General features: G+C 49.7%; 18 protein-coding genes. 4 read left to right on the top strand and 14 right to left on the bottom strand.

What is annotated here, in order from left to right; genetic code table 11:
• Nucleotides 1-76: 76 nt before the first annotated feature.
• Together bglX and floA are read left to right on the top strand one after the other, a co-directional pair.
• On the top strand, nt 77-2,356 hold the full coding sequence (gene bglX, locus GC130_RS21420; RefSeq protein WP_152000407.1) for a beta-glucosidase BglX: 2,280 nt from the start codon (nt 77-79) through the stop codon (nt 2,354-2,356).
• A 224-nt stretch (nt 2,357-2,580) separates the two neighbouring features.
• On the top strand, nt 2,581-3,525 hold the full coding sequence (floA, locus tag GC130_RS21415; RefSeq protein WP_152000406.1) for a flotillin-like protein FloA: 945 nt from the start codon (nt 2,581-2,583) through the stop codon (nt 3,523-3,525).
• Between the two features lie 97 nt (nt 3,526-3,622).
• On the opposite strand, the gene GC130_RS21410 is transcribed toward floA, so the two are convergent.
• The 8 genes from GC130_RS21410 to GC130_RS21375 form a co-directional block, all read right to left on the bottom strand.
• On the bottom strand, nt 3,623-4,489 hold the full coding sequence (locus GC130_RS21410; RefSeq protein WP_152000405.1) for a sugar phosphate isomerase/epimerase: 867 nt from the start codon (nt 4,487-4,489) through the stop codon (nt 3,623-3,625).
• Between the two features lie 153 nt (nt 4,490-4,642).
• Nucleotides 4,643-6,337, bottom strand: coding sequence for a GMC oxidoreductase (locus tag GC130_RS21405; protein ID WP_152000404.1), 1,695 nt, complete (start codon nt 6,335-6,337; stop codon nt 4,643-4,645).
• Between the two features lie 139 nt (nt 6,338-6,476).
• The gene (locus GC130_RS21400) at nt 6,477-7,022 is read right to left on the bottom strand and encodes a gluconate 2-dehydrogenase subunit 3 family protein (protein WP_152000403.1); all 546 of its coding nucleotides are present in this window, start codon (nt 7,020-7,022) and stop codon (nt 6,477-6,479) included.
• A gap of 255 nt (nt 7,023-7,277) precedes the next feature.
• Nucleotides 7,278-8,153: a hypothetical protein gene (locus tag GC130_RS21395; protein WP_152000402.1), complete on the bottom strand. Its 876-nt coding sequence runs from the start codon at nt 8,151-8,153 to the stop codon at nt 7,278-7,280.
• Nucleotides 8,154-8,254: 101 nt separating this feature from the next.
• A complete protein-coding gene (locus GC130_RS21390; protein ID WP_152000401.1) occupies nt 8,255-8,773 on the bottom strand; it encodes a DUF1572 family protein in 519 nt (172 codons plus the stop codon).
• A 31-nt stretch (nt 8,774-8,804) separates the two neighbouring features.
• Nucleotides 8,805-9,245: an N-acetyltransferase gene (locus GC130_RS21385; protein ID WP_152000400.1), complete on the bottom strand. Its 441-nt coding sequence runs from the start codon at nt 9,243-9,245 to the stop codon at nt 8,805-8,807.
• An 85-nt stretch (nt 9,246-9,330) separates the two neighbouring features.
• Complete coding sequence (locus GC130_RS21380) at nt 9,331-10,254, bottom strand: DMT family transporter (RefSeq protein ID WP_152000399.1); 924 nt, start codon at nt 10,252-10,254, stop codon at nt 9,331-9,333.
• A gap of 204 nt (nt 10,255-10,458) precedes the next feature.
• Nucleotides 10,459-11,754 carry an acetylxylan esterase gene (locus GC130_RS21375; RefSeq protein ID WP_193217940.1) on the bottom strand — a complete coding sequence of 432 codons (1,296 nt, stop codon included), beginning with the start codon at nt 11,752-11,754 and terminating at the stop codon, nt 10,459-10,461.
• A gap of 406 nt (nt 11,755-12,160) precedes the next feature.
• Here GC130_RS21375 and GC130_RS21370 point away from each other — a divergent pair, with 406 nt between their 5' ends.
• Nucleotides 12,161-12,853: a 2OG-Fe(II) oxygenase gene (locus GC130_RS21370; protein WP_152000397.1), complete on the top strand. Its 693-nt coding sequence runs from the start codon at nt 12,161-12,163 to the stop codon at nt 12,851-12,853.
• Entirely contained in the window at nt 12,850-13,122 is a 273-nt protein-coding gene (locus GC130_RS21365) for an Ada metal-binding domain-containing protein (RefSeq protein WP_152000396.1), read from the top strand. Before GC130_RS21370 ends, GC130_RS21365 begins: the two co-directional genes overlap by 4 nt.
• Nucleotides 13,123-13,938: 816 nt before the next feature.
• Here GC130_RS21365 and GC130_RS21360 read toward each other — a convergent pair.
• The 6 genes from GC130_RS21360 to GC130_RS21335 form a co-directional block, all read right to left on the bottom strand.
• On the bottom strand, nt 13,939-14,424 hold the full coding sequence (locus GC130_RS21360; protein WP_152000395.1) for a hypothetical protein: 486 nt from the start codon (nt 14,422-14,424) through the stop codon (nt 13,939-13,941).
• A 159-nt stretch (nt 14,425-14,583) separates the two neighbouring features.
• A complete protein-coding gene (locus tag GC130_RS21355) occupies nt 14,584-15,468 on the bottom strand; it encodes a DNA-3-methyladenine glycosylase (protein WP_152000394.1) in 885 nt (294 codons plus the stop codon).
• Entirely contained in the window at nt 15,458-16,306 is an 849-nt protein-coding gene (locus GC130_RS21350) for a bifunctional transcriptional activator/DNA repair enzyme AdaA (RefSeq protein WP_152000393.1), read from the bottom strand. The genes GC130_RS21355 and GC130_RS21350 overlap by 11 nt, the downstream gene beginning before the upstream one ends.
• Before the next feature lie 63 nt (nt 16,307-16,369).
• Complete coding sequence (locus GC130_RS21345) at nt 16,370-17,983, bottom strand: HAMP domain-containing sensor histidine kinase (RefSeq protein WP_152000392.1); 1,614 nt, start codon at nt 17,981-17,983, stop codon at nt 16,370-16,372.
• A 343-nt stretch (nt 17,984-18,326) separates the two neighbouring features.
• On the bottom strand, nt 18,327-19,202 hold the full coding sequence (locus tag GC130_RS21340) for a transglutaminase family protein (RefSeq protein WP_152000391.1): 876 nt from the start codon (nt 19,200-19,202) through the stop codon (nt 18,327-18,329).
• A gap of 24 nt (nt 19,203-19,226) precedes the next feature.
• A complete protein-coding gene (locus tag GC130_RS21335; protein ID WP_152000390.1) occupies nt 19,227-21,764 on the bottom strand; it encodes a circularly permuted type 2 ATP-grasp protein in 2,538 nt (845 codons plus the stop codon).
• Between the last annotated feature and the right edge of the window lie 14 nt (nt 21,765-21,778).

The following is a 21,778-nucleotide window of genomic DNA, read 5'->3' as shown; positions in this document are numbered from 1 at the left end:
CTACTGAAGTGTACCTTGGATCAACCAACAGGCCCATGAAGGGCTTGAATTGAAGTTGTTTCCAAAACACACTCCTATGAGAACGATAATACTCATGGTCATTGTCGCAACGGCGATGGTGGCCTGCAACCAACCTGACAATTCCTCCACCTCTTCGTCAAAACCTTCCAGTGCAGTCGACCAGCGAGTCGACAGCCTGATGGCGCTAATGACCCTGGAAGAGAAAATAGGGCAAATGAACCAGTACAATGGCTTTTGGGACGTCACTGGGCCAGTGCCCGCCGAAGGCGACGCCGCCATGAAATACGAGAATCTCAGAAAAGGCCTTGTCGGCTCCATGCTGAATGTGCGTGGCGTGGCGGAAGTGAGGAAAGTACAAAAGATAGCTGTGGAAGAAACCCGGCTGGGCATTCCGCTCATCATCGGCTTCGACATGATTCACGGCTACAAAACCATGAGCCCCATACCGCTGGCCGAGGCGGCGAGCTGGGACTTGGCGGCCATCGAAAAAGCAGCCCATATTGGTGCCGTAGAGGCAGCAGCGGCTGGTATTAGCTGGACTTTCGCACCGATGGTGGACGTCGGCAGAGATGCCCGTTGGGGTAGGGTGATGGAGGGCGCTGGTGAAGACCCCTACCTGGGCAGCAAAATAGCGGTGGCACGTGTCAATGGTTTCCAGGGTAATGACCTGGCCGATCCGCTCACGATAGCGGCGTGCGTTAAGCACTTTGCCGGCTACGGTTTTTCAGAAAGCGGCCGTGACTACAACACGGTTGACATGGGCACCTCCACGCTCTACAACATGGTGCTACCGCCGTTCAAGGCAGCTTCCGATGCGGGGGCACGCACTTTCATGAATGCCTTCAACGTACTCAATGGCATTCCCGCCACCGGCAACAGCCTGCTTCAGAGAGACATCCTCAAAGGCAAGTGGGGCTTCGACGGCTTTGTTGTCTCCGACTGGGGTTCTATTGGCGAAATGATCGTTCATGGCTATGCGTCCAATGGCACTGAAGCAGCCAGGCTGGCTGTGCTGGCCGGGTCGGACATGGACATGGAATCGTACCTGTACGTCAAAGAGCTGAAAGGACTGGTAGACGCTGGCAAAGTAGATGTGGAACTCATCAATGATGCTGCAAGAAGAGTCCTAAAAGTAAAATTTGAGCTGGGACTGTTCGACGATCCTTACCTGTATTGCGATGAGCAAAGAGAGAAAGACCTGACTGGTCATCCCGACCACGTGGCAGGTGTGCTCGACATGGCTAAAAAGTCCATCGTGCTACTCAAAAATGAGAGCAACCTACTGCCCCTGAAAAAGACAGGGCAGAGAATCGCCGTGATTGGAGCACTGGCGACCGATAAAGACAGCCCTATCGGAAGCTGGCGAGGCGGCGCCGATGCCAACACAGCAGTATCAGTGCTGGAAGGCCTGCAGCAATATGCCGGTAACCAGTATAATTACTCCAAAGGCGCTGACTTGTTGACTGAGCCCGCCACTTTCCTGCAGGAGGTGAAAATCAACGAAAGCGACAAAAGTGGGTTTACTGCAGCTATGAACGCAGCAAAAAATGCCGACGTGGTGGTAATGGTGTTGGGAGAAACTGGTTTTCAGACTGGCGAAGGCCGCAGCCGCACCGATATTACCCTGCCTGGCGTACAAACCGAGCTAGTGGAAGCGGTTGTAAAAGCAAATAAGAACGTAGTGCTCGTTTCCATGAGCGGCCGCCCTCTCGACCTCAGCAGAGAATCGAAGTTAGTGCCCTCACTTGTACAGGCATGGCACCTGGGCAGCCAAAGCGGCAATGCCATCGCTCAGGTGCTTTATGGCGACTACAACCCCAGCGGAAAATTGCCCATGTCATTTCCCCGCAGCGTAGGACAGGTGCCTATTTATTATAACCACAAAAGCACTGGCCGTCCCAACGACGCCGGTAATGGCATCGTATTCTGGTCGCATTATTCCGATGAAGCCAATGATCCGCTTTACCCGTTCGGCCATGGTTTGAGCTACACCACCTTTGACTATGCCGATCTCACTGTGACGGTGGAGGGAAAAGAGAAAGTAACGGCCAGTGTGAAAGTAACCAACAGTGGTGCTTCGGATGGCGAAGAAGTGGTGCAACTCTATCTCCACGACGTGGCTGCCAGTGTAACACGTCCGGTAAAAGAGTTGAAAGGTTTCCAGAAAATAATGCTTAAGGCTGGCGAAAGCCGCAGTATAAGTTTTACTCTTATGGCAGAAGAATTAGGCTTCTACGACAATGAAGGGAACCTGATAGTGGAGCCTGGCGACTTCGAGGTGATGGTAGGCGGAAGCTCGGTAGGTGGGCTGTCTGCAAAGTTCACTATGAAGTAGCCAACTCCCTCTCTCTGTTACCCAGCCGGGATGCCTTCTTGTTCAGTAACAGGCATTCCGGCTTCTTTTTTGGCACTCAACATTTCTTTTAGCTGGTAGGTGCCAAACTATTTAAGGTAGCTGGAAGGACTAGCCAATAAATTATGCCTATCTTTCAGGGTATCATTTATTAAAAAGGCAGTCGGCTAATAGTTGCCACCGCTCAACCCCATCTATCAACTCAAATGCCTGTTCAACTACTTATTACCCTCGGTGTTATCGTTGTAGGCCTCTGGCTACTTCTGTACATTTTCCCGATCAGCTTGTGGATCACTGCACAGTTTTCGGGTGTCAGAGTTAATCTGATGACCCTTGTCTTCATGAGATTCCGGAAGGTGCCGCCGGGGCTTATCGTCAAGTCGATGATATTGGCAGCCAAGGCAGGCATTCCTGATATCTCGGTCGAAATGCTCGAAACCCACTACCTGGCCAAAGGCAATCTGGTGGCTGTTATAAAAGCGCTTATCATGGCCGACAAAGCCAACCTCAAACTCGACTTTAAGCAAGCTACTGCCATCGACCTGGCCGGCAGAGACGTGCTGGATGCGGTAAAGGTGTCCGTAACACCCTATATGGTGCTAGTGCCTGCCATCACTGCCGTTTCAATGGATGGTATCCAGCTGATTGCCGTGGCCCGTGTGACGGTGCGAAGTAACCTACAGCAACTCGTGGGTGGTGCTGGCGAAGAAACCATTAAGGCAAGAGTAGCGCAAGGCATTATCTCAAGAATTGGTATGGCCACCAGCTATAAGTTTATTCTTGAAAACCCAGAAAGCATATCGAGACAGGTGTTAGAAAACGGCCTTGATGCCGGTACAGCCTTCCAGATCCTCTCCATCGACATTGCCGACATCGATATTGGACAAAACATTGGTTCCATGCTGCAAATCGACCAGGCTTCTGCAGACCTGAGCATTGCCAAGGCCAAAGCTGAAGAGCGCAGGGCCATGGCCGTGGCCAACGAGCAGGAAATGATTGCCCGCATACAGGAAGCTCGTGCTAAAGTGATTCTGGCAGAAGCACAAATTCCGGCAGCCCTTTCAGGAGCGTTTAGAACAGGGAACCTGATCGCTGGAATAGACTTTAAGAAAGACGCCCCTGCAAAGAAGACCACGGCAGCTAAGAAATAGAACGTCAGTAATCGCTGTGGTCTTGAGAGCCAGTGATGGGCCAAAAAAAGAGGTACAACCCGCACCTCTTTCTAAAATCAATTATCTATTTAAAAAGCTAATACTTCAAGCTCTTCAGATAAGCAATGCTTTGAGGCACCTGCAGCATTGGATTGGGGCTCTCGTCTTCAATGAACATGTGCTTGATCCCGATCTTATTAGCTTCTTTGAGTATCCCTACAATATCTAGCTCCCCCTGTCCGAGGATGGCGTCGTTTTCAGGGCCTGTGCCACCGGTCATATCTTTGGGTGTCCCCTTTTTCAGGTCCTTCACGTGAAGTAACTTCCAACGGTCTCTGTATTTCTTCAGCAGCTTTACCGGATCCCCACCGCCAAAATGTGTCCACATAATGTCCATTTCGAAAGACACGTACTCAGGGTTAGTGTGCTCTATGAGGTAGTTCATCAGTGTTCCTTTGCCATAAGGCTGAAACTCATACCCATGCACGTGGTAGCAGAAAGTAAGTCCGTTTTCCTTAAGCACCTTGCCTGCCTTGTTGAAATCCTCGACGGCCTTTTTGGCATTCTCAAGATTGAATTCAGCCCTTTTGTGGGGTATCCAGGCGCACATCACAAACTTGGCCCCCAGTGCTTTGGCATTGTCGGCTACTGCCTGAGGGTCGTTGACAAGCTGCTCATAGCCTGTGCCTGTTCCCGGGATACTGATCCCCCTGTCGTTGCAAGCCTTTTTAAATTCCGCCGCTGTCATTCCTTTGGGTGCACCGCCTTCAATTTCAGTAAAACCAAGAGAGGCAATGGTGTCCAACGTGGCTTCTGCACCTTTGGGAAAGCTCTTGCGAAACGTATAAGCCTGCACGCCCAGCGGCGCTGTGTACAATGGGTCGCCCTTTTTCTGGGCCTGCGCTTGCTGCGGCATTTGCCAGGCAACAAACAGCATAATAAATGCTATCAGGTGTTTTTTCATTTCAATTGTGTTTACCATTCGTTTTCAATTCCATAAATGTGGTGCCACCACCTGCTATTACGTCTACCGCTCAAGAATCTCAGCCTTCGACTTGCTCCATTAATTCATCGGGCGATATGACACGGTGTGGGCACCACCCGTGCACACCACATGCTACAAATTCAGTTTGTTCAACTCATCTACCGCATGGTTAGCAGCACGGGCCGTCAACATCATAAAAGTAAGTGTTGGGTTTTGCGTGCCTGTGGAAGTCATGCAGGCGCCGTCTGATACAAACACATTTTTGCAGGCATGCAACTGGTTCCACTCGTTGAGGAGCGACGTTTTAGGGTCTCTTCCCATGCGCACGCCGCCCACTTCGTGAATATCCGAGCCGGGAAGGGAATGGCTGTCATTCACTCTCACATTGATAAAGCCTGCCTTCTCAAACATTTCCTGCTGCTGCTCCAGGTAATCCAGCACCATCTTGTCATCGTTTTCCTGCCATTCCACCGACACAATGAGCTGAGGAATACCATACTTGTCTTTAAGATCAGGGCTCAGCCGCACATGATTGCTTTCAATCGGCACCGTTTCGCCCATCATCCAGCTACTGATGTTCCAGTTGCCATACTCCCTTTCCAGCAGGTTGTCCCGTAGCTCATCGCCAATCATGCTGGTGTCGGAACGCTGCCCCCTGCCGCCGCCAATGCCGATGGCATACCCACGCAGGAAGTCGGTTTCTTGCTTGTGCACGTTTCTGAATCGTGGAATATAGGAGTGATCAGGGTTGCGCCCGTCGGTGCGTTTGTCCTGGAAGCCTTCATACTCAGCGTTACCTTTGCCCCGGTAGTTATGCCAGGCGATGTACTTGCCCATGATGCCATTGTCGTTGCCCAACCCCATTGGGAATCTAGACGACGTGGAATTCAGCAAAATCGCATTGCTGTTCAGTGTGGATGCATTCACAAAGATGATGCGGGCATAGAACTCTATGATGTCTTTCGATTCAGCATCAACCACACGCACCCCGGTGGCTTTGCCTTTCGCTTCATCATAAATAACCGAGTGCACCACGGCGTTAGGCCTCATGGTCATGTTGCCCGTTTTCATGGCCCATGGAATAGTAGAAGCATTGCTGCTAAAATAGCCCCCGTAAATGCAGCCCCTGTTACACATGGTTTGGTTTTGGCACTTGCCTCGACCCTGGTCTATGTGAATTTGCTGAGGATCGGTGAGATGAGCACATCGCCCCTGGATCATCACCCTGTCACTGTAGTTTTTCTTAATGCTTTCCTGAAAGTACTGCTCTATGCAGCTTTGCTCGAAAGCCGGCATTACCTCGCTATCGGGCAGCACGGCCAGGCCATCCCTATTGCCCGAAACACCTGCAAACTTCTCCACATAGGTATACCATTCCTCCACGTCTTTGTACCTGATGGGCCAGTCCACCGCAAAGCCGTCCCTGGCCGGGCCTTCATAATCGAAATCACTCCAGCGCTGGGTTTGGCGGGCCCATAGCAGCGATTTGCCACCTACATGGTATCCCCTGAACCAACGGAAAGGCTTTTCCTGGATAAAAGGCTGCTCATCCTCCTTCAGCGCAAATGGCAGCGATGATTCTCTGAGGAACCGTGCATTGCCGTAACCTATGCGCTTCTCGATGGGTACACTATCACGAAATTCGAAGTCCCAGGGGGCTTTGGAAGCTGTGGGATAGTCTTTTATATGTTTTACGTCCCGGCCTCTTTCGAGCACCAGTGTCTTCAGTCCTTTTTCACACAGCTCTTTAGCAGCCCAGCCTCCGCTGGCTCCTGAGCCAATCACAATGGCGTCGTAGGTACGTTTATCTTTAGAATCTTGTAGCATAACAGTTTGTCAAATCGCAAGCATCAAAATTCAAACGAGAAGCAAATAGAGATTTCGAAGCGGTTTGCATTTTGAGTTTTGATAATTGGGATTTATTTGTGTTTTGTCTTTTGTTATTTGATTTTTGGTGCTTGCGTTGTCAAACGTTGGCGCATCCATAGAAATGACCCGGTGCCACTTTGTAGTCCCGGTAGTTGGTCATTACTACCTGTGTGGTGGTAAAGCCACGGATGGTCTGGTCTTTCATGAAATCGAAGAACTCTTTCTCTTCTCCCACTTCCGAATTAGCCCTTGCCATTAGCAGCTCAACCCGCTGCTCCTGTGTGCAGTCAGCGAACGACTCCCCGTAAGTATCCTCGGCCGACTTTTCTAGCGCTGCCATCTGAAGTCGTAGTTTGTCCTGGTCTTCTTTCTCGTAGCATTTTTCGAGAAGCTTCATGAGGAATTTGTCGGTGCCGGTTGAGAGCGCACCGATGGGTTCGGTTGGGCCGCCCGGCACGGAAGGCGGGGCTCCGGCAGGAATAATGGTATCCGCAATTGAGCTAAAAAGCTCCTCTTCCTTGCGAGTGTAGAACCTGGGGTGGAGGGCATCTTCCACAATATGCCATTTCCATTCCACCAGGGAAAGGCCCGCAATGGCACCGCCAGCGGCAAGCAGACCCTTGAGGGTGCTTCGTCTGTTCATAAGTAGGTATCTTAAAGGGAAATATAATAAACCATACAATTTCAAAAACCGCACATCAGTGCTACTCAGGCGAGCAAGTTGCCTGTTCCAGGAAAAGCCCAAACTCTTCCGGGAACAGCAACAGCATTTTTGAAAAACCATAAATCAAGTAAGCTAATCTACCCAGATATTATCTCTTTGAAGAATTTTTGCCTGTCAAATATTCGAAAGGTTGATAGCGAATGACAGAAGGTCTGTGTGCTGCGACGGTGTACCCTACCTGCACTCCCCGTGGTCATAGGTGCGAAAGTACCGGTAGCCATTCAGGTAGGTCTTCGTCTCTTTGTACTCCAGCTCAAAGTCCGACACCTTTCCATTGTCGTACTGAAGACGAAGTAGTGGCACGCCCGCCCCGCTTGTGGCCACTGTCCAGTTTCCTGCATTATTGCTATTGCCCGCACTGCTGGCATAGGCCCCGCCAGTGTCGATGGACATGCTGCTGCTTTTGTAAAACGTAAAACGGTTGCCACAAAGCAAAATCTCCTCATGATCGCTGTAGCCACCGTAGGAGTCATACCCTGAGCTCGAGTAGGAGTTGAGATAGGTGAGTTTGACTCCCTGGAGCGTTTGTCGCCACTCTTCGGTGACCGGAGGCTCTTTGGGCTGAGAAAACTGCAGACTTCCGGCAATTTCCTTTGCCAGCTGCTTGTAAAGAGAAGAATAGTTGGGCACATCAGTAGCAGCTACCACTGTCACGCCCGTACCAAAAGGATTGACCACTGCCGCAATATAGGCTTTGGCTTGTGTTCCCTGGATAGTACCGGAAAACTCTGCTCCTATTCCTTCCGAACCCACTTTTTCAAAGTCTCCTGCTTTCTGTAGACTGATGCCTTCATCTACCAGGCCGGCTTCCGCTTGTGTCTTAAGGTTTTGAATTTGCGACTCCTGATGGGTCATCAGTATCACGAGGCCCGGCTGGGTATCTGACCCCATAAGAAAAACCTCTCCCGATTCCGCTCCCTTCCAGCCATCAGGAATAGTAAACCTGATGCCAAGCGTTGGATAGTCGACCACACCGGTTTGCTGGGCAAAAAGCCCGTAGCTGCCAAGGATGATGCAGATCGAAAGCGAAAGAAACCTTTGGCGTTCCATTATTCTAAAATAGCGCCGACACGGGAAAAGTAAAAATTTCCAGGCAGGATTTATGGTCGAAGCATAACAGGGAATTCGCTGAAAGATAGAATTTTAGGTCTCTATTTTCTCCTGAACTTCTCTCTATTGAATTCATCCGACTTGTTTCGAGCAATGGATAAGCTTGTCCATTTACCGCCTGCCTGCATCCTGGCGAGGTACACGATTTGCCCCACATGGTAAGGATAATGGGCTAGCTGCCTGTTGATAGCTTCCATCACCGTATGTGCCTCTGCCCTGATGTAGACCGTCTGTTGCAAATCTTCCTCCTTCAGTCCATCCAGTGCTGCAAAAAGGCAAGCCCAGCCTTCATCCCACCTGCCAAGCACCTCGGCCCTGGTGGCTTTGTCTTCCTCAAACTCCCTGTCTCGCTGCCGCCATTCCTTCTCGCCGTCTTCAGTTAAGAAACTCGTCCAGCGTGAAAGCATATTGCCCCAGATGTGTTTTACGGTGGTGGCAATACTATTGCTTTCTTCGTTGTACTGCCAGTGCAGCCCTTCGTCGGGCACCTGGGCCATGGCTTTGTCGCCGAGGCTTTTGTAGCGAAGGAATTCCTTTCTTACGGAAACTAAGTAGCTCATAACGAGTAAAGTTTAAGTGACATTGGCCAGGCTAAGCCTTCCAAAAATAATGATAAACCCCCTCTTCTTTCTTAAACCCTGTGCTGTCATACAGCCGCTGTGCCGATAGGTTGCTATCCTGCGTCTCCAGTGTAAGTCCTTTGGCTCTCGTTTCTTTGGCGAAGACCTGAGCGGCTTTTAGCAGTCCCTCGCCTATGCTCATGCGTCGGAATTTCTTGTCCACGTACAAATCGTTGAGCAGCCATAGGCGCTCCATAGTGACTGAGCTAAACAACGGGTAAAGCTGTGTAAACCCCGCACCTATACCTTCCACATAGGCTATGAAAATAACGCTTTCCCCATTCAGTAATCGTTCTTCCAGGAATTGTCCCGCTGCTTCAAGGGCAGCCTCCTGTCCATACCACTGTCGGTAGCCATCAAAAAGTGGAGTGAGATACTGAAGGTCGTTCAGTTTCGCTTTTCTTATTTCCATATCGGTGTGTTCTCTTTGTCTCAAAGTAGCAAATTAATCAACCTGAGATTCTTTTCTAGCCGAAGTGACGATTTGGTCTGCTGCCTTAAGTAGCCGCTGGCTTTGAAAGCGCTTTGTATGCCTTCACTTTGTAGCCTTTGTTCACCATAAAAATACCGATTACTGTCACGATGAATGCCAAAGCGATCAGCAAGTTGAGCTTTTCATCCAGGATCCACCAGCCGAGCAGTACGGCCACTAGTGGATTGACATAAGCATAGATGGAAGCCAGGCCAACGGGAAGATGTTGTAACACATAGAGGTAACAGACAAAAGCGCCAAGCGACCCAAATACTGTCACATACAAAAGGGCTGACATTCCCTGCCAGTCGACGGTTGAAAACCGGGTGTAGTCGTCGAACACAAAGCTGAACAGCCAAATACCGATGCCACCGAAAAACAAATGAAAACCAGCGTTCATCAGGGGGCTTTCTGGTTTGCCATACCGCCGGATGCTCACACTACCGTACGACCAGCCAATAATGGCGACAAACGTGAGCAAAATGCCCATTCTATAGTCGGGATTCACCAGGTCGGCGACATGCTCTCTGAAAACGAGCATCAGCCCCGCCACACCAAATGCCAGGCCGGCATAAATCAGCGTATTGGGCTTTTCTTCCGCCTTGCTGGCCAGGTTGATCAGCACCACACACACCGGCATCATGGCGCAAATAAGTGCCGCCAGGCCGCTGGGAATAAACATTTCGGCCCAGCCCACCAGGCCGTTGCCAATGGTGATCATCATCAATCCGATAAATGCGTGCTTCTTTAGGTAAGCAGCATTGATAGTGCCGCCTTTGCCTGACAACCAGACAAACAGCAGTAATCCGCCACCAGCAATGGTTTGCCTGATGGCTGAGAAAGCAAACGCTGGAAATTGTGACACACCCACCCGCATGGCAAGGTAGGTAGTACCCCAAACGATGCAGATAAAGACAAGGGCCAGGTATGCTTTGGTCTGTGTTTTCATTGGTGCGGATACAGCCGGAAAAAATAAGAGAGCGATTTACGAATAATTCGACGAATAACTATTAGCAAAGGCCAACAACTTAGAGCAAGCAAATTTGGTCTGCAACCCTCCAAGGGTTTGTCCTTTTCGGTGCAGAAAGCTACAACACGACCGGAGAGCCTAGCAAATAGCTATCCCTTGGAGGGTTTCACATCAGCGTAAAGCTTACTGCGCCGGCACTCCTTTGCCATCACGCAACGACGGCAACCAAACCTTGTCACGTGCACTCCTGAAAGGCTCCTGAGAACCGTTGCGATCCTGGTGCCCAGAGTTGGGCAGGATCATCACTTGCTTGGGAGTGGTGAGCTGATTGACACCTGCTAAAATCCCTTCCGGAGGACAGGTTTCATCGAGCAGACCGATGCCTACAAGCACCGGGCATTTGATATTCGTCACGAAGTTGGCCACATCATAGTAGCGGCTGGCTTCGTGCACTTTGGCAGCGTCTTTTCCTTCCGTATTCCCATACCACTGGGGCCACCCTCCTTTTCTTCCTACATCCGGGCCAAGCATATCAAAGCCCGCAGGCACCAGCGCAATGGCTGCAGTAATGGCAGGATGGAACCCAGCCGTCATCAGGGTTTGCTGCCCGCCCTGGCTGTCGCCCATCACCACCAGCGTTTCGCCATTCCAGTCAGGGCGCTCGGTGAGGTATTGCGCCGCACGGTAGCACGACAAGTACATGCGCAGAAAGTAGCTCGTTTCACGACTGTCGTTGCCAATGGCAGGGTAATTTTTCAATGGCCCATCTGACTGCTCCTTATAAAATTCTTTGGGTTCGTCGATGGGCAGGTCATGGGCTTCTATGTTCAGCGTCAACCATCCGTCCTTCGCCCGGTTCACGGCCCAGCCTTTGTCGAGTGGATACACGCCCGCCCACTGCACGATAAGTAACGCAGGAAACTTCTCTCCTGATGATGGTTTGGCCAGCTGTCCCTGGATATGGCTGCCGTTGATGTTGTCCATCGAAATCTTCCAATAGTCGACATTCTCAATGCCACTCTCTCCTTTTTCAAGCGCAGGGTTTGCAGGCACCTTTTTAAGTTCTTTCACCTTTTTCTTCCAGAAACTATCGAAGTCCTTTGGCTTTTGTGCCGACAGGGCAATTTGATCCGGGTTGGCTACAGCACCTCCTACGCTCCTGTTTCCCCAGCCGCCTTTGCCCCAGCTTACTTCCAACAGCATAGTGCCGGGGGCATCGAAGGTATAGCTTACCTGAGGAGTACCTTTGTCAAAGGAGACATCATCATGCTGGATATCGATCAGCCCTCCCTTTTTCAGCACATACCGAACAGAGTCACAATCCTCGGAGCAGGCAAGGTTCCAGGTAACGGTTTCACCTACTTTGTAAACACCATCAGCTCTGTCGGGCGTAATGACAACCTTCTGTGCTATGGCGGCGGTGCCCCACAAAAATATCAGGCCGGTAAGGCCAATACGAAGATGCTTGAAAAGTGACATAGGATGTGTTTTTATGTGAAGAAAACATAAATAACGTGAGTTCGATATAAAAATGTCGTCATTCCGGAAAATATTGGCCCAAAATTCAAACTGGCCAATATTTATCCGGAATCTCATATGTCTTGGGGCAGAGATTGCGGATAATTTTCTTCAGATGAGAAAAATATCTGAAGAAAATTTCCGCAATGACGCCCCTCGTTGATGTTTTGTTACATTTTCATATCGAACTCACGTTAAATACCCATGTATTGCAACCTGATTGCTTTGAACCAGGGGAGCTATTTATCACCTGCTGTCATCCCGCAAAAACAGGAGCGCAAGAATCGGATTGCCGCATGCACCCGGTCAGGGTAGTTTTGAATCGTAAAAACGAACTAACTCTTTTACACGATTTCGTATGCCCGTGATGAATTTAGCTATAGCTGCCGACAGCCTGCAACACACCTTGCTTTCGCAGGGATTTGTCCACCTCGAAAGTGTGTTGACCCCCGGGCAGTGTGAGACAATAATGGCCTGGTACTCCGAACCAGCCCTGTTCCGCACCACCATCAACATGGCCCGCTACAGGTTTGGAGAGGGAGAGTACAAGTATTTCAACTATGCCCTTCCCGGGTTGCTCCAGTCACTTCGGCAACAGCTCTACGAAATGCTGGTGCCTGCGGCCAATCTCTGGAGCAAAGCGTTGCGGCTCAATCTGACATTCCCTGAGGCCCATGCTGACTTCCTCCAGCTTTGCCATGACAAAGGACAGCGCCGACCTACTCCCCTGCTGCTGACATACGGCGATGGCGGGTACAACACCCTTCACCAGGACCTGTATGGCGATGTCTACTTCCCTTTTCAGCCGGTCTTTTTTCTCAAGCAGCCCGGCTGGGACTATGAGGGCGGTGAGTTTATTTTGGTAGAACAAAGGCCCAGAGCCCAATCAAAGGCAATATCGCTGACGCCAAAGCAGGGCGACCTGGTCATATTTGCTACCAGCCAGCGTCCCGTGATGGGCAGCAAAGGCTACTACAGGGTGCAAATGCGGCACGGAGTAAGCACGGTGCACTCCGGCCACCGGATGACGCTGGGCATTCCTCTGCACGACGCCAAATGATCCGGCATACAGACCTGGGGAGCACCCACTTCGCCCGGAGCCGTCAGCTTTCTGCTCTCATCAGGCAAGGCAAAGTAACGCTGGGTGGCAACGCCCACCTGAAAATCTACGGCCAGCTCAGCTGCCCGTCAGGCAAAAGGATGAAACCAGCAAACAGGATCTTCTTTTTGGATGCAACAGAAGCCCAGCAGCTCGGCTTCCGGCCCTGCGGGCACTGTATGCGGGAGGAGTATGGAAGGTGGAAGGGGAATGTAGGCGAAACAGGATGACAACCGTTAACCCACCCGCATTCCGAAGCACCTAACATTCACGTTCAGTCGTCTATTATGCCGGAGCTAAAAAACACCACCTGCACGTCATTGCTGCCTGCCCGACCATTTGGCGGGAAGAAGTAAATCAATGCCCAATCTATGTTTGCTATCGCCAAACGACTGAATTTCAACGTATGGAGGCTTTTTGCAGCTATTTAATAGAGACTACAAAAGTTTGCCTGCTAACAGTAAAGTTCATCGGCTGGCAGCCACTCTGGGAAACCGTACACCGGCTGAGGTAACAAACTTTTGTAGTTTCCCCATCTACACGGCCATTTGCAAAGTCCCTAGCCGACTTCCTGTTAAGCGCTTATCCAAGTGGTAGACAAGCGCTTGTGTCACTACCTCATAAGCCCTTATCATATAGGTAGTAAAGGCGTTATTTCGTTCGGGATAAGCGCTTATGATAGGTGTGATAAGGGCTTAACAGGAGGCTATGATGCGCACCACACCTAGTGAGTACTGGGCAGCATAGGTAGTGAGTGCTGGGCACCATAGAAGCGATTGGTGCGCACCAAACGGAAGACGGAAGAGTATGGTGTGAAGGAGGCAAAAAATGAGGTAAATGCCCCCATATATATCAATATACGAAAATCAAGCCAGTTTTGGGTAAGAGTAGGGTAGATTTTTAACCCCGTGGGAGGGGGATCCGGTGACGCCCAGACTACAAAAGTTTTGCTTGTCAACAGCAAAGCTGATCGGCTGACAGCCACTCTGGAAAAGCGTGCATCGGCTGAGGTGCCAAACTTTTGTAGTCTCGCCCTCGTGGCTAACTCAGCCTGCTGCTAGTGGCTGTTCTTTCCTGGCAATAAAGAAAGCGAAGCCGATTAATATCAATACGAGATACCAGAGGGCAAAAACGCTGACGGTGTTCAAGGTGCCTACTCCCATAAAAACCAAATAGCCCATGGCGATACCGGCAGTGAAAATTGCGGCTAGTTTCAGGGTTCCCTGTCCATCCAGCGCCTGGGAATAGAGCAAAAGACGCAAGAGCAAAGCCACCGTAAATGCCAACACGATAAATGTTAAGCCACAGGAAAGGAAATACAACAAGAAGGTCTCAGTCTTCGATGCATAACCAAAAGTCAACCCGGTAACGACTGACAGCACAGTGGCCAGCAGCAAAAGCGTCCCTCCTGTTACTAGTATTTTGTTGGTCAGCGACTTTGCCTTAATAAAAAGACCGGGAGTGATAGCTAATAAAGCGATGGGGAAAATGAATCGGTTAAAGTCCGATGCCTCGCCAGGGCTTTCGTACATAATATGAACGGCATTTTGGAAAAGAAGGAAGATAAAAGAGGTGGATATTCCAGCGAATAAAATTACTATTGAATACAGTCTGTAGTTGGGGTTCATATCCTTTCATCGCTATTCATGTTATGAATCTATCAAAAAGGCGAGTATAAAACAAGAAACTGGCTACGCCAGCGACCGCCAGATATAAAACACAATATAGGCCTCCCATCCCGGGAATTGCCCGAAAAAGGTTTCCAGCTCTTCTCTGGTGGGTTTTCTATCTAGACCTTTTAGCTGCTTGTAGCCGTTGAGCAGTCCTGCATCGCCATAGGTAAGGGCATCGGGCCTGCGCAGGCATTTCATGGCCACGTAGTTGGCTGTCCACTCCCCTACGCCCTTCAGGCTCATGAGGCATTTCAGCATCTCCGGCGTGCTCTCCATCAAAGAAAGCTTTTCAACAGAGATCTCGCCAGCCAGAAAGGCTTCCGCCACTATGTGCAGGTAGTTGGCCTTTTGAGAAGAGTATTGCATGGCCTTTAGGTCGTCGAAAGACAGCTCAAGCACCTGCTTTGGGCTGGGAAAAACATGGTAGGTCTGCCCCTCATAAGTTTCACTTTCGCCAACGGCTTCTACCAGACTTCTTTTGAGCTTGTAGGCAAATGTCAGGTTGATCTGCTGGCCAATAATGCTCCAGCAAAGTACTTCAAAAAGGTCGGGGATAGAAATTAAACGAAGCCCCCAGTACTTTTCAACCAACTGCTCAAGGTCAGCATCTCGCCGGGCAATGGCTTTCAACGGCGCAACGTCCCCTTCCAAATGCAGCCACTCGGTGATATAATCGATAACCTCCGATTCCCTGGCCTCACCTTTTAGCAAATCAACCCGAAGTGCGCCATCTGATTCACTGACTCTTAAAAGAGAATGCCCTTGGTCGCCAATTCTCAAAAGCTTGGTAACCGACCCGCCCTGCACCTTGTGCAGGCAGTCGTCGAAGCCCCTGTCGAGAAACCAAAGGCATTCTTTAAAACTAAAATTATTGGGCGTGGCAATCGAAAAACTAAGCGGCATGCATCTCCTCTTCTTCCATGGTTCGCACCTTCTCCCAGGCAATCAGGCTTAGCTTGCGGTCGTTGCCCCAATGGTAGCCGCCAATGCCGCCGTCTCTTCTGATCACCCTATGGCAGGGAATCAGCACGGCCACGGGGTTGCTGCCTATGGCAGACCCTACTGCCCTTGATGCTTTTGGGCTGCCAATATAGTCGGCAATTTGCTGGTAGGTACTCAGCTGGCCTTCCGGTATGCGGAGCAATGCCTCCCATACTTTGACCTGAAAGGGTGTTCCCTTCAAATTAAGCTGAATGGGTTGGTGGCTTGTCTCACCCACGCCGAAAATCTGCCCGACAGCTGCCTGGTTGGCGTCGGCGTTTTCAGTTAACAGGGCCTCGGGCCACTCTGCCTGCAGCAGGGCCAGTCCCTCTTCGGGCGTGGGCACAAACTCGAGCTTGCAGATGCCCAGGTCGGTTGAAGCAATCACCACGCCGCCAAAGGGGGTCTCGTGAAAGCTGTAGTTAATGTTCAGGCAGTTGCCTTTGCTCTTGTAAGTGCCTGGTGTCATGGCTTCAATGGTCACGAAGAGGTCGTGCAGCCTGCTGGAGCCCGAAAAACCAGCTTCGTAGGCCACCTCACTCAGCGACACATCACCGGTTTTCATCAGCTCCTTCGACAGGTTGAGGCTGAGAAACTGCTGAAACTTTTTGGGACTTATGCCAGCCCAGCTGGTAAACATGCGTTGAAAATGAAAGGGGCTCAAATGCACAGCATCGGCCACAGCTTCGAGCTTAGGCTGCTCTTTGAAATGTTCACTGATGAACTCAATGGCTTTGGCAATTCTTTGGTAATCGTTCATGGCTTCAAAATTTACTCAAAAAAACAGCAAAGCATTGATCATGAAAACCCGAAACTTGCGCATTTACGTATTGCCATTGGACTGTAATTTGTTAATGGCAAGATCGATTTCAATTTTTGTACCCTTACCGTATTCACTTGTCAAGTGAATATTGCCACCCAACTTGGTCACCATTTGCTTCACGATATAGAGGCCCAATCCTGAACCCTCCACTTTATCGGTAGCCCTCTGGAACATTTGAAACAAATTTGGCAAATATTCTGCTTTGATGCCGACCCCATTGTCTTCAAAAATGAGTCTCAAATAGTCCCCACCATCTAAAACAGATATTCTGAGGTAACTTTCATCAGCCAGCTTGTTTTGAAATTTGACTGCGTTATTCAAAATATTATTAAATATTTCCCCGAGCCTGATCCTGTCAATAATCATTACGGGGTTGTCGAGCGTGATCTGTTTCTCCACCCTCAGCCCCCTGTAAAGAGGGTCTACTCTCATATCATTCAAACAATCATCGAGCACCTCCTCCACATTGATTTTCTCCAATTCCAGAGCAGTTCTGTCATTCCTGGTAAACATGATCATTTGGTGAATAAATTTATCCAGGCGCTTGCCTCTGTCCTCGATAACATGAAGGTATTCCTTTATTTTCTCAATATCTTCCTCCGACATGGCTATGGCGGCGATACCCAGTATACTGGCAACAGGGGCACGGACATCATGTGAGGTGTGGTAGGTAAAGAGGTCCAGTTCCCTGTTTTTCTTGTAAAGTGCTTCCACAGCCTTAATCAGCTCAGTATTCTTTATTTCCAGCTCCGTCCTGCTGGTGTTTAGCGCTTGATTCAATACGCTGAGGTCATCATTGATTTTCTGTTTTTCGTAGGACAAAGCTTGATTTTTCAAATCAATTTCCTCGATGACCTCCGCCTTCCTAAACAAGTAATAGGTGGTAAACGCTGACGAAAAAGAAGCAAGAAGAATAAAGGCAAAGCCAAGGTCAAACAGGTTGTAGAGGGTTCCTAAAAGGAGGAGGCCGCTGACCAGGGCAGGAACGGTAATTGTCACCAGCCATCTTCTTAAGATTACCCGCCCGCCCAGGTTGTCAGAAAACACCAGGTGAAACCTGCTATGCCTGCTGTTTATTTGCGACAGCAGGAAGCTTCCGTAAATCAGAACAAAGCAAATGGCTGTGTGGATGGCCATAGTAGAAAAGAAAGGAACACTATACAACGACTCATAGTCTAGTATAAAACCAAGCAGCGCCGTAAAGCAGATAAAAAGCCCTGCCAACAAGATCAGTTCAACCGCTCTGACGATAGCTCTGTCACTTCGGAACTCAGACATACCTATGGCCAACGAAATAGCCACAAACAAAAAAGAGGTGGCACCGGACATTCGCAGCATTATGTCGGATATCTCAGGAAATAGCATACTCCCAGCCAATACTTCAATAAGATGCATACCAGAAATGACAAAGACGAAGGGCATGCTAACGATTGACGTGATTCCTCCAAAGTGAATAGCCGCCACGCAAAGAAGGAAACACAAAGCAGTGATTGGTTTCATCGTTTCCAAGCCTGGCACCACACCCTTCAGGAATTCAATATCCGCCACCCAGCCCAGCAGCACCAGGCAGGTAAGCAGCACTACCAGCATGTAGGCACGTTTCAGAATATCCAAACTATCAGGACTTTACATATAAAAAAATCGGGTATAACCACTACAAGGCCGAAAAAGCTAAACACTCAATAATTACAATAGGAAAAATTACAATATTTATCAGAAAATTTCATATCTGTGAGGAAAAATAGATACCTAAAAAAACTTCAGCGAAAAATGGCAGCAACTGAAAAGTCAACTCCAGGAGCGAGGTGACGCCCTGCTTACGGAAAGTTAATTCTAATATTTGCTATGAGCTAACTGGTTCTGGCGTGCCTGTTCTGATTTTGAAAAAATGGCAAAGACCTTGCAGAACAATTCCGAGGCAAGTAATCTAAACACAAAAGCAATTCGAGTGCAGGTTTCAATCCAGGCGTTTGACATCAACGGTCACTACCATCTTCTGGCCTCCATTGCTGTAAACAATGCCTTTAAGTGGCACCACATCCGCAAAGTCACGACCAAACGCCACCCTGATGTGTTGATCTTTCACTAATAAGTTGTTGGTAGCATCAAATTCTACCCACCCTATGCTGGGTATGTAAAGTGCGTTCCAGGCATGAGAGGCGTCGGCGCCCACCAGCTTGGGCTTGCCTGGCGGCGGAATGGTTTCGATATAGCCACTCACATATTTGGCAGCCAACCCCAATGAACGAACACATGCCAGCGAAAAATGGGCAAAATCCTGACAAACTCCCTTTTTGTGTTTGAATACGTCTTCCAGCGGGGTACTGATATCTGTAAAGCCCGGCGTGAATTTGAAATCTTTGTTGATGCGCTTGTTGAGGTCAAGCATGGCGTCCATCACCGGCCTGCCGGGCGTGAACGACAGCAGCGCATATTCCCTTACACCCGGGATGAAACTGACATAGGTCGATTCGAGATAAAACTGGCGGATGTCGTTCATAGCGTCAGTGGTTTGCAACCAACTCACCACTTCCTCCCAGGGTTGGGTTTGTTTTGGATCAACCTCCGCCCAGTTGGGCATGCTGATTTCCACTTCACTTTTCGACTCCACCAGTAGTTTCTGATGGGTTTTTTGCACCGAAAAATAGATGAACTCGTTGTCAAAGAAGTCTTTGCGGACAGCCAGGTAGTTTGGCTCAGGAAAAATATTGTACTTGTAGGATTTCACCTGCTGAAAGGGAAGCCGGGCAGGCGTTTGCACCACAATATTGTGGCACAACGCTGTGGGCGTTTGGTAGTCGTATTTCGTAATATGGGTGACTCTGTATTTCATCTTAGTGGTTGGAAATGTGCTGCCTTAAATCTCAGGCAATCTGTTGGCCTTTACAAAACCATACTGGCTTTGCGTGTGGCTGAAATAGCTTTCGTATATCAGGGTAGAAGCTTGCTGCAGGAGCTGAATGATGTCGCCCAGGAACTGTTTTAATTCCTTGCGTGTGTCAGCGTCAGGCTTCAGCTCGGCCAACTCATTGAGGTCAACAAGTCTGACCTTAGAAAGGGCCTCCAACAGCTTTTTTCGGGCTGGGCTCAGGCCAGTGCCTATACCCAAAGACGGTAATTGCTTCAAGTGATCGTCGATGCGCTCGATCATGTAAACGATAGCCCGGGGGTTTCTGTCGTCGGCAAGCAAAAGGTTCAAAACGCCCAGCACTTCCAGGTTGGACCGGTAGCGGTACCGGTAGGTGACCAGGCTTTCGTTGCTCATCAGGATCAATTCGATAAGCGACTTTTCCTGATCAGAAGTGGATTTGCCCGACAAAGTAGCCTGCAGCATCAGGCAGGTGCCAATGGACGACTCAATGAAACGCCCGATGTTCAGCAGCCTCCAGGTCGACTCCCTGGTCATGTTGTCGATATTGAGGCCATTGAAGGCCATCATATGCACGATTAAATGATCCAAACGATGGTAAATACCTCTCAGGTTGGTGCCGTTCATTTTCATGATCTCCCATTCTTCGGAAATCAGGTCGAGGATACGCCAGGTATCCAGGCTGAGCCGGTCTCTGATGGCGTAACCGTTAGACAGGAAAGCCTTCAGCGAGTGGGCAAGCGACCCAAAGCGGTTTTGGTCGATGGCCAGTGAGTAGAGCTCCTTTTCAGGATCTTTGAGCACCCTTTTGTCATGAAAACCCGGCTGTGTGCTTGTGAGGGAAGTAAGCCCCTTCAGCAGCGTAACGAGGGTTTGATCATGCTCAATATTGACCTCATCGTCTGTTTCGTTGAACTTGCGCAGCACAATCCGCATGAGCCTGATGGTGCTTACCGTTCGCTCCAGGTACCGCCCCAGCCAAAACAGGTTTTCCCCTGTCCGGCTTGGTAGGATATTCTCTGTTTGCTGAACGATAACCGGCGGTCTGTTCACCTGCACCTGCTCTTTGGCATGGCCCAGCACCCAGGTGTCTTTGCTGATGCCGCCGGATTGGTTAGACACTATAAACACTCCTTTTTTGGGAGAGCTGCGTGAAAGCCCGCCGGGCATCACATAGTATGTTTCGTTTTCAGAATCAGCCACTACGTAGCTTCTGAATACGGCATTTCTGGCCTCCAGCTTTCCATCTATCAATGACGGGGTCGTCGAAAAATCAACCATTTCCTGCCCAACGAAGAGATAAGGCCTGACCTTGATTTCTTCTTTTAGCTCCTCTATTTCCTTTTTGCTTAACTCTCCTCCATATACCGATTTGTTTTTATCATTTCGGTAGATCATTCTGATGATCAGCTTTTCAATATTTTCGAGGACGTACTTCTTTTCCTTTTCCTGCCCACACCACCAGGTGGCCACCGACGGCAGTATCAACTCCTGCTGAAGCACGTGTCTGCTTAGCTTAGGTAAAAATGCCATCAAGCCCGGGTTTTCAAGAATGCGGCACCCAAGGGGGTTGATTACCATTACGTTTTTCTGTCTCACAGCCTCCATAAGGCCTACGACTCCCAGGTGAGAGTCAGCCCTGAATTCAAGCGGGTCACAAAAGACATCGTCGACCCTTCTTACAATCACATCCACTTTTTCAAGTCCTTTGAGTGTTTTCAGCCAGATATAGCCATCGCTCATGGTTAAGTCCTGGGCAAAAACGAGGGTAAAGCCCATGAAAGAGGAAAGGTAGGCATGCTCAAAGAATGTCTCATTCGACGGCCCGGGAGAAATCATCACAATCCTCGGATTCTCTTTGTTCTTCCACGAAAGCGTTGAAAGGGTGTTCTTAAGGGTTTGATAGTAGGAAGAGATTTTCCTGACCTGATTTTCCCTTATCATGTCGGGGAACACCCTGGTCATGGCAGCCCTGTTCTCCAGCGAGTAGCCCGCTCCTGATGGAGCGTCGGTTCTGTCGTGCAACACCCACATTTTACCGTTGGGGCCACGGGCAAGATCGGCCGAGTATTGCACCAGCTGCTGGGGCCCGGGTATGCGGATTTTATCAGCCTGGCGGAGAAAGCCCTGATGATTATAGATCATTTCGAAGGGAATCAGGCCCTCCCTGATCAGTTTTCTTTCGCCATAGATATCTGAGAGGATAATATTGAGTAGCTCGGTTCTTTGAGAAAGGCCCTTTTCTATGACCTCCCATTCGCTCTGACTGAAGACCATCGGAACCGGATCGAGGTTCCACGGGCGGTTCATTCCGTTGGGGTCGCCATATACGTTGTAGGTCACCCCGTTTTCCCTGAGCTGCTGCCCCACCTCCTTGTTCCGCTGCTCCATTCTCTCAATGCCCAGCTTTTCATAGGCATTGGCCAGTTTTTCCCAGTGAGGCCACACCTTACCGTCCGGAGTGGTCATCTCATCAAAGAACGGCTCATTGGAATTCGTTCTGTCTGCCAGGTACGATTTAATCATCGCCAAATCTCACT

Origin of the sequence: Imperialibacter sp. EC-SDR9 (assembly GCF_902498805.1) — a bacterium.
Lineage (GTDB): Bacteria > Bacteroidota > Bacteroidia > Cytophagales > Cyclobacteriaceae > Imperialibacter.
This window is presented reverse-complemented; position numbering and strand designations above follow the sequence as displayed.